This window comes from Mesorhizobium sp. M1E.F.Ca.ET.041.01.1.1 (genome assembly GCF_003997355.1).
GTDB lineage: Bacteria > Pseudomonadota > Alphaproteobacteria > Rhizobiales > Rhizobiaceae > Mesorhizobium.
Genome location: NZ_RZSL01000303.1, coordinates 1 through 7,465, shown reverse-complemented (window position 1 = coordinate 7,465; position 7,465 = coordinate 1). Strand labels below are relative to the sequence as shown.

Sequence of the window (7,465 nt, the reverse complement as noted above, 5' to 3'; positions counted from 1 at the left end):
GCAGGAGGTCGTGCTGCAAGGCGGCATGATGGGCGGCGGCAAGCTCGCTGGCGTCGGCGGGATGATGGGCATGGCGATGCCTGGCATGAACGGCACGGCGGCCTGGTCGATCAACGGCATATCGATGACCGGCGACGGTCATGCCGGCATGACGCCGCAGTTTACGCTGCGGCGGGGCGTCACCTGCCACCTAACAATTCGCAACGAAACTGCCTGGTGGCACCCAATGCACGTGCACGGGTTCAGCCTTTTGCTGCTCTCCCGCAACGGCTCGCCCGTGCCGCACCGGCAATGGCAGGACACGGTGCTGCTTGCGCCGAAGGACACGGTCGAATGCGCCTTCGTCGCCGACAATCCCGGCGACTGGATGCTGCACTGCCACGTCGTCGACCACCAGATGGCCGGCCTGATGACCGTGTTCCGGGTGACCTGAATCAATCCAACCATCAACCAAGGAGAACTGCAAAATGAAACTGACTTACGCGCTGACCGCCCTCGGCCTTGCAATCGCAACGCCGCTGCCGGCACTCGCCGCGACGATCGATGCGGTGATGTACAAGAATCCGCAATGCAGCTGCTGCGAGGCTTATGCCGCCTATCTCGAACAGAACGGCTTCAAGGTCGATATCAAGCCGGTCAACAATCTGTCCCAGATCAGCAGCGATGCCGGCGTGCCCACCGACCTCGAAGGCTGCCACACGATCATGGTCGACGGCTATGTGGTCGACGGCCTGGTGCCGGTCGATGTCGTCAAGAAGCTGTTGACAGAACGGCCCGCCATTACGGGGATCACGCTGGCCGGCATGCCGGCGGGCGCGCCCGGCATGGGCGGCGCAAAGAACGAGACCTGGACGGTCTACGCCTTTACCAAGGACGGCAAGGCGCCGACCGTCTATGCGACGGAATGAGCTCCATGACCGCAAGCAAACTGGCCGTCGCCCTTTCGGCAATGCTGCTCGCAGCCTCGCTGCCCGCTGCGGCGGCCGAGGCGCCGCAGAACTTCGCCGTTCTCGATACGCCCGCCGCAGTGCCGGAGATCGGCTTCGCGGACGCTGCCGGCCAGCCGAAGACGCTGGCCGCCTATTCCGGCAAGGTGGTGTTGCTCAACATCTGGGCGACCTGGTGCGGGCCCTGTCGCGAGGAAATGCCGACGCTCGACCGTCTGCAGACCGAGCTCGGCGGGCCGGACTTCGAGGTCGTCGCCCTGTCGATGGATCGCAAAGGCCCCGACGCCGTGAAGAAGTTCTTCGCCGAGACCGGCGTCACGCATCTCGCCCTCAACATCGACAGTTCGGGCAAGGCGATGTTCACGCTCGGCGCCCTCGGCCTTCCGATGACCCTGCTGATCGACGGCAGCGGCAGGGAGATCGGCCGGCTGATCGGCCCGGCCGAGTGGGATGCCCCCGACATGGTCGACTTCATCCGCGGCCGCATCGCCGCCAAATGAGAAGGAAATGACCGATGCTTTTGCAGACCAAGTCGCGTGAGGTCTCCTGGAATGGATGGGCATTGATGCTGCGCGGGCTTGTCGCGCTCGCAGTGCTGGCTTTCGGCTTCACCCACGGTGCGCGGGCGCATTCGCTGGACGACATCGACGCCATGCTCCAGAGCGGCGAGAAGTATTTCCAGCAGATCGACAAGCCGATGCCCGACTTCACACTGCGCGCCGCCGATGGGCGCGTGGTGCGGCCGGCCGATCTCGCCGGCAAGGTCGTAGTGCTTCAATTCATCTACACCTCATGCCCGGACGTTTGCCCGCTGCATGCCGAAAAGATCGCAGAGGTCCAGAAGATGGTGAACTCGACACCGATGAAGGATCGGGTCGTCTTCATCAGCATAACCACCGACCCGCGGAAAGACACGCCCGATGCGCTCAAGGCCTACGGGCCGACGCACGGGCTGGACCCGGCCAACTGGCTGTTCCTGACCACTGCCCCGGACCAGCCGGAGGATACGACCCGCAAACTGGCGGAAGCCTTCGGCCACAAGTTCACCCTCGCCGACGACGGCTACCAGATGCACGGCATCGTCACCCATGTGATCGACAAGGAGGGTCGCTGGCGGGCGAACTTCCACGGACTGAACTTCCAGCCCATCAACCTCGTCACCTTCGTCAACGCGCTCACCAACAATGTCGAGCACCCGCACTATGAGCAGCACGAAGGCTGGCTGGCGAAACTGAAGAACCTGCTGTGAGGCAGGACCACCGCTTTCGAACAAGGAAGGGAGACACATGTTCACCAGGGCGCACACGAGCCGATTCTTCGGCAGTATCTTTCGCACCATCCTGCTCGCCGGCCTGGCGGGATGGTTCCTGCTCAATCCAGGCCTTCCAGGCGCGCGGGGACCGGCATTCGCAGCCGGCGAAATGTCCCAGGACCAGCTCGACCAACGGATACACGACTACATTCTGGCGCACCCGGAGGTTCTCGTGCAGGCGCTGCAGAGCCTGGACGAGCGCCAGCGTCAAGCGGAGGCGACCGAGGCCAGGAAGGCGCTCAAGGCGCGAGCGGCCGACATCTTCCACGACAAGCAGAGCCCCGTCGGCGGTAATGCGCAAGGCAATGTCACCCTGGTCGAGTTCTTCGACTACAATTGCCCCTATTGCCGAATGATGGCGCCGATCATGGAACAGGCCGTGGCCGACGATCCGCAGCTTAGAATCGTCTACAAGGAATTTCCCATCCTCGGCCCCGATTCCGTGTTCGCGGCCAAGGCCGCGCTCGCCGCCGACAAGCAGGGCAAATACGCAGCCTTTCACAAGGCGCTCTATGCGGCAAAGACAAGAGTGACCGAGGCGGTCGTGCTCAAGACCGCCGCCGAGGCCGGGCTGGACGTCGAACGCATGAAGGCCGATATGCGGCAGCCCGATATCCAGGCATCGATCGACCGCAATACGGAACTGGCCCAGGCGCTGCGGATCACCGGGACGCCGGGCTTCGTCGCTGGCGATAGGATTTATCCCGGCGCGACCGATCTTGCGACACTGAAGACATTCGTCAATCAAGCGAGGGCCGGCAAATGACCGACATCCCAAACCGGCGCACGGTTGTTCTAAGCGTGTTCGGCGTCGCCGCGGCCGCAGGACTTTTCGAGCTGCCGGAACCGGCAATCGCTGCCGAGGATCCGGAATTGGCAAGGCGTTTCAAGGAGCTCAGCGAGAGCGGCAACAGCACCTGCTCGGCCAAGTTCACGGATTCGATCGCGACCATGCCGGCGACGGCTCGCATCAAGGGCTCGTGCTGCAGCCCGATGGAACTGAAGCGCTATGGCGAGCAGGTGAGAGGGCTCGCCAAGTACCGCGCCATCCCGATGATCCCCGGCGATCCTTACGACATTGCTGTGGCGACGGCGCAGCAGATGATGCCGTACTACGATCTGAAGCTCACCGGAGACGAGCAGAAGGCCTATGACTACGCGATGGCCAATTCCGAGGAGAAAGGTCCCTGCTGCTGTCCTTGCTGGCGATGGAAGGTGTATGGCGGACTGGCGAAATACCTGATCCACGAGCACCGCTTCACCGGCGAGCAGATCGTTGATGTGTGGGACCTTTCGGACGGCTGCGGCGGAGACGCTTGATCTCCCTTGCCGCAAGCCCTCGCCTGGCGAGTGCAGGCGGACCTGCGGCCCTGCCCTAAAGGGCTTGACCTTCCAGTCACTGGAACCCCTAACGTGAGCAGAAGGTCGCTAGCGGCGCGCCTTCCCAATCACGATCGAGGAGAAAAAGATGCATCGACGCGGTTTTCTGGCGGCAGGCCTGGCAACGGTTCTGTCAGGTTCTCGCGCGCTGGCGCAGATGAAGATGGACGGCATGTCGAACATGGATTCCATGCCCGGCATGGACATGGGCGGCCATGCGGGCCATGACATGGGCGCCATGGGCCAGGGTCCCGTGGCGCTACCCGAGGGTCAGCCCTTGCGCGAATTGCCGCTGCTTGCCAACGAGGCCAGCCGGTCCGGCCTGTTCAAGGCGAGACTGACGGCGGAGCCCGCCACCGTGCGCTTTGCCGCGGACCGGGACACGCCGATCCTTGCCTATAACGGCACGAGCCCCGGCCCGTTGATCGAAGCCTATGAGGGTGACCGCGTCGAGATCGCTTTCGCCAACCGGATCGAGGGTGAGCAAAGCACGATCCACTGGCACGGCATGCCGGTGCCCGCCGACCAGGACGGCAATCCGATGGACCCGGTGGCGGCAGGCGCGGACCGCGTCTATGCCTTCGAGCTGCCCGAAGGCAGCGCCGGCTCCTACTGGTACCACCCGCATCCGCATGGCCGCACGGCCGAGCAGGTCTATCGCGGCCTTGCCGGCGCCTTCGTCGTCAAGGCGAAGGCCGATCCCGTTCCGGCGGTCTATGGCGACACGGTGCTTATGTTCACCGACCTTCGCCTGGCCGCCGACGGCTCGATGCCCGACAGCACCATGGCCGACCAGATGAACGGCCGCGTCGGCGACCATGTGCTGGTCAACGGCCAGAAGAACCCGCGACTCGCCGTGGCGATGGGCGCGAAGCGGCGCCTGCGGCTCTACAACGCCACCAATGCGCGCTTCCTGAGGCTTGCCTTCGACGGCGCGGCGATGACGATCATCGGCACAGACGGCGGCCTGCTGGAGAAGCCGGTTGCAGCCAACGAGATCATGCTCAGCCCGGCCGAGCGCGTCGAATTGGTCGTCGCCTTCGACAGGCCGGGCGCCGCAACGCTCACCACGCTTGACTACGACCGCGGCTGGATGGGCGCCGGCCGGCCGGCGGACGCCGGGCTGACGCTGCTCACCGCCGACGTAGCGGAAACGCCGGGAGAAGCGATGCCGCCGCTGCCCGAGCGGCTCAGGCCAATCGCGCCGCTTGGGCAGCCCGCGGTCAGCCGCCGTCTCGTCTTCACCGAGACCATGGCGATGAACGCCACTAGCATGGAGATGGGCTTCCTGATCAACGGCAAGGCCTTCGATATGGAGCGCGTCGACATCGTCGCCCGGGCCGGCGAGACCGAGCTCTGGGAAATCGTCAACCAGGCCGACATGGACCATCCGTTCCACCTCCATGGCACGCAGTTCCAGGTGGTCGAGCACGAGCGCGACGGCAAGGTCTCGAAGCCGCCCTATCGGGCATGGAAGGACACCGTCAACGTGGCGCGCGGCGAGACGGTGCGGCTCTTGTTGCGCCAGGAGCGGCCAGGCGCGCGCATGTATCACTGCCACATCCTCGAGCATGAGCAGCTCGGCATGATGGGCATTGTCGACGTGCAGGCATGAGGTTCCGCGTCGTCCTTGGGGCGGCGATGCTTGCGCTCGCCGGCCCGCTGATCTTTGCCCCGTCGCTGGCAGCCGGTCCGGGCGATCCCATCGTCAAGGCGCGCCAGGGCTCGATGAAGGAGATGGCGGCGGCAGCCAAGGCCATCGTGGAGATGTTCGACGGCAGGCGCGCCTATGAGCCGGCAGCTTTCAGGGCGGCGGCGGGCACGCTCAGCGCCCGCGCCGGCCCTGCCCTGATCGCCGAATTCCCCGCCGGCTCGCTGGGCGCGCCGTCAAGCGCCAAACCGGAGATCGACCAGGCCAGGCCGGAGTTCGAGGCGCTCGCCCGCCATATCGGCCGGCTCGCCGACGCGCTTGACGCCAAGGCCGAGAAAGCGCCGGCCGAGATCACCGCCGACATGCGGATGGCCGGCCCGCCGATGGATGGCGGCAGCCTGCTCGGCAAGCGCCCGGGCGCGGCGCAAGCAGATCCCGCCGGAATGCCGGCCGAGCATATCCTGCACCTCATCCTGCAGGACTGTTCGAGCTGCCATTCGAAATTCCGGCAAAAGACGGAGTGAAAAAACTGCCCTGAGCAGTCCGGTCAAGCAAGCACTCTTCTGCACAATAAAATCAGCTTGTGCTAATATATAGCACGCCATGCTCATCCGTGCATGACAGGTTTAGGGAGGATGCGATGAAAACGATGAATCGCAGATCTGCAATTGCTCTCGGCGTGACGGCTGCCGCAGTGGCGCCCCTGTTCACGACGGCGGCATTCGCGAAAGCGAAGAAATACGGTCCGAAGGAAGGCAAGGAAATAGCGCCCGGCGTCAGGATGATCGAAGTCGGCACCGGCAATTCCGACATTCCCGCCTATAAGAGTATCGCAATTGTCGACGTGGTGTTCCAGCCCGGGGCGCACGCACCTCAAAGCGTGATGCCTAACGACATGGTGTGCACGATTACTTCCGGCGCATTCACCATCAAGAAGGTAGACAAGGAGTTCAAGCTCAAGGTCGGCGACGTGTACACCTGCTCCAAGGGCAAGACCGACGAGGCGACGAACACAAGCAAGGAGGTCGGCGTCCATCGCATCGCCATGCTGATCCCCGCGTAAAAGAAGGAGCGGTGCGGCGTCCGGGTCGGATCACCGAACCGCACCAATCATTTTTCGCGCAATTCCGGACGGACAACCTTGGTGACCTGCCAAGACTGGCCCGGAGGGCGACGTCATGGCTCGTAAGGCCTGTGGAGTCGGCTGCGCCTCGGCGCGCTCAGCCGGCCATGTGACGGCGCACCGCCTGCCACTCCTGCCAGATCAGCCACATGACGATCGCATCGAAGACGGTCAGCACAAGCAGGCCTGGCGAGTGCATGTAGGAATAGCGATAGACCTGGTAGACCATGAAGGCGCCGAGCGCGGCGAGCGAGGCCGGGTAGGACCATAGCTTGCCGCGCAGCAGGCCGATGACCAGAAGCAGCTTAATCAGGCCGTGGCTGAGCAGGTAGAAAGCGTAGAACTGTTTGCTCGCGACGGAGAACTGGCTTGCCATCTGCGACAGATAGCCAGCTATGAAATCGTTCGGGTCTTCGATCAACTCTTCCTGGGTGAGGGCATTGACCCACGAGGCGATGGTGTCGGTGGTGACGACATAGAGCAGGATGCCGCCGATGCATTCGATCAGCGCATGCGCGCCCTTCAACCACACGCCGATTTCGAAAAGCTGATGAATGCGACGCTCATCGACCGGCTTCAAGACCCAGCCCTCACAACAACCCAAGGAAATCAGATCGCATGGATGCAGCCTTAACCCACTGGATCAATGCCGCAGCCGGCATCAACCCGCTCCTTGATAGGACAATGATCGCGATCTCACAAATCGGCGTGCCGCTGATGGTGATCGCGGTCGCCCTGCAATGGTGGTCGAGGACCGATCGTGCCCATGTGCGCCATGCCTGCCTTTCCGCCGGCCTCTCCTTCCTGCTCGGGCTGGCTCTCAACCAGGCAATCCTGCTGTTCGTCCACCGGATCAGGCCCTACGACGCCGGCGTCACGCATCTGTTGATCGCGCCCAGCGCCGATTGGTCGTTCCCGTCCGACCACGCGACCGCCAGCATGGCCATCGTTGCCGCCTTCGCCATGCAGGCGCTGCCGCGCCGCACTCTTGCCTTCTTCATCATGGCGCTGCTGATTTGCTGGTCGCGGCTGCACATCGGCATCCATTATGC

At 63.9% G+C, this 7,465-nt stretch carries 11 protein-coding genes; 10 read left to right on the top strand and 1 reads right to left on the bottom strand.

The annotated features are described in order from the left end of the window. From EOA38_RS22275 to EOA38_RS22235, 9 genes are all read left to right on the top strand, one after another. Positions 1 to 433 (top strand): multicopper oxidase domain-containing protein (locus tag EOA38_RS22275; RefSeq protein WP_148669486.1); only part of this gene is annotated, 433 nt, incomplete at its 5' end. Positions 434 to 467: 34 nt separating this feature from the next. Further along, positions 468 to 908 (top strand): DUF411 domain-containing protein, encoded by a 441-nt coding sequence (locus tag EOA38_RS22270; RefSeq protein WP_126094760.1) that lies wholly within the window; start codon positions 468 to 470, stop codon positions 906 to 908. A 5-nt stretch (positions 909 to 913) separates the two neighbouring features. Next, positions 914 to 1,447 (top strand): TlpA disulfide reductase family protein, encoded by a 534-nt coding sequence (locus tag EOA38_RS22265; protein ID WP_189350170.1) that lies wholly within the window; start codon positions 914 to 916, stop codon positions 1,445 to 1,447. Positions 1,448 to 1,461: 14 nt separating this feature from the next. Beyond that, entirely contained in the window at positions 1,462 to 2,196 is a 735-nt protein-coding gene (locus EOA38_RS22260) for an SCO family protein (RefSeq protein ID WP_245464731.1), read from the top strand. Between the two features lie 37 nt (positions 2,197 to 2,233). Next, a complete protein-coding gene (locus tag EOA38_RS22255) occupies positions 2,234 to 3,025 on the top strand; it encodes a DsbA family protein (RefSeq protein WP_126094762.1) in 792 nt (263 codons plus the stop codon). Then, positions 3,022 to 3,579, top strand: a complete 558-nt coding sequence (locus EOA38_RS22250; RefSeq protein ID WP_126094763.1) for a hypothetical protein — start codon at positions 3,022 to 3,024, stop codon at positions 3,577 to 3,579. Before EOA38_RS22255 ends, EOA38_RS22250 begins: the two co-directional genes overlap by 4 nt. Before the next feature lie 148 nt (positions 3,580 to 3,727). Beyond that, positions 3,728 to 5,254 (top strand): multicopper oxidase family protein, encoded by a 1,527-nt coding sequence (locus EOA38_RS22245; RefSeq protein ID WP_126094764.1) that lies wholly within the window; start codon positions 3,728 to 3,730, stop codon positions 5,252 to 5,254. Beyond that, positions 5,251 to 5,814 carry a cytochrome c gene (locus tag EOA38_RS22240; protein WP_126094765.1) on the top strand — a complete coding sequence of 188 codons (564 nt, stop codon included), beginning with the start codon at positions 5,251 to 5,253 and terminating at the stop codon, positions 5,812 to 5,814. Before EOA38_RS22245 ends, EOA38_RS22240 begins: the two co-directional genes overlap by 4 nt. A gap of 125 nt (positions 5,815 to 5,939) precedes the next feature. Next, positions 5,940 to 6,353 (top strand): hypothetical protein, encoded by a 414-nt coding sequence (locus tag EOA38_RS22235; protein WP_245464732.1) that lies wholly within the window; start codon positions 5,940 to 5,942, stop codon positions 6,351 to 6,353. 157 nt (positions 6,354 to 6,510) lie between these two features. On the opposite strand, the gene EOA38_RS22230 is transcribed toward EOA38_RS22235, so the two are convergent. Then, positions 6,511 to 6,993: a DUF2127 domain-containing protein gene (locus EOA38_RS22230; RefSeq protein WP_126094767.1), complete on the bottom strand. Its 483-nt coding sequence runs from the start codon at positions 6,991 to 6,993 to the stop codon at positions 6,511 to 6,513. Between the two features lie 38 nt (positions 6,994 to 7,031). Here EOA38_RS22230 and EOA38_RS22225 point away from each other — a divergent pair. Further along, the coding region (locus tag EOA38_RS22225) for a phosphatase PAP2 family protein (protein ID WP_127300266.1) at positions 7,032 to 7,465 on the top strand (434 nt) is incomplete at its 3' end.

Excerpts from the sequence above, each read along its gene's own strand:
- EOA38_RS22245 (WP_126094764.1), top strand. The coding sequence starts at position 3,728 with ATGCATCGACGCGGTTTTCTGGCGGCAGGCCTGGCAACGGTTCTGTCA.
- EOA38_RS22265 (WP_189350170.1), top strand. The coding sequence starts at position 914 with ATGACCGCAAGCAAACTGGCCGTCGCCCTTTCGGCAATGCTGCTCGCA.
- EOA38_RS22250 (WP_126094763.1), top strand. The coding sequence starts at position 3,022 with ATGACCGACATCCCAAACCGGCGCACGGTTGTTCTAAGCGTGTTCGGC.
- EOA38_RS22255 (WP_126094762.1), top strand. The coding sequence starts at position 2,234 with ATGTTCACCAGGGCGCACACGAGCCGATTCTTCGGCAGTATCTTTCGC.
- EOA38_RS22235 (WP_245464732.1), top strand. The coding sequence starts at position 5,940 with ATGAATCGCAGATCTGCAATTGCTCTCGGCGTGACGGCTGCCGCAGTG.
- EOA38_RS22260 (WP_245464731.1), top strand. The coding sequence starts at position 1,462 with ATGCTTTTGCAGACCAAGTCGCGTGAGGTCTCCTGGAATGGATGGGCA.
- EOA38_RS22270 (WP_126094760.1), top strand. The coding sequence starts at position 468 with ATGAAACTGACTTACGCGCTGACCGCCCTCGGCCTTGCAATCGCAACG.
- EOA38_RS22240 (WP_126094765.1), top strand. The coding sequence starts at position 5,251 with ATGAGGTTCCGCGTCGTCCTTGGGGCGGCGATGCTTGCGCTCGCCGGC.